The 418-nt window shown below is 60.0% G+C and carries 1 protein-coding gene; it reads right to left on the bottom strand.

The window, feature by feature from the left end:
• Positions 1-181: 181 nt before the first annotated feature.
• Positions 182-418 (bottom strand): dihydrofolate reductase (locus EN884_RS38265; protein WP_164895531.1); only part of this gene is annotated, 237 nt, incomplete at its 5' end.

Genomic DNA, 418 nt, shown 5'->3' with positions numbered 1-418 from the left:
GTTCCAGGGCATGAATGTCCTTTCGCTTGGAATTCCCTCAAGCGCCGGCATTACGGCGCAAAATCCAGTATTGTTCTTCTATAGGCACGCCACGGGGCGCTTTCAACGCGATGCGCTTCCGACTTCGTCCGATTTGGTCCAGTCGCGACCCTTTGTCTTCCTTCAATGGCTCTTTTTTCGTTCAATGTCTCTCGCGACGCCGCTCGTAAACCGAATAGCGCGTCGGGTGGCTGTCCTTTTCCCCGGCTGGGACGTCCTGCGAGCTGACAATGCGCCAGGAATCGGGATCGATCGGCGGGAAATGCGCGTCGCCGTCGACCGCTGCCAGCACATGGGTGACGTGCAGCCGGTCGGCCAGCAGCATGGCCTGGGCATAGATTTCGCCGCCGCCGATGACGCACACCTCGTCGACATCGGC

This window comes from Mesorhizobium sp. M7A.F.Ca.AU.001.01.1.1 (assembly GCF_004022735.1).
GTDB lineage: Bacteria > Pseudomonadota > Alphaproteobacteria > Rhizobiales > Rhizobiaceae > Mesorhizobium > Mesorhizobium ciceri.
The sequence above is the reverse complement of the archived record's forward strand: the minus strand, read 5'-3'. Positions and strand labels throughout refer to the sequence as shown.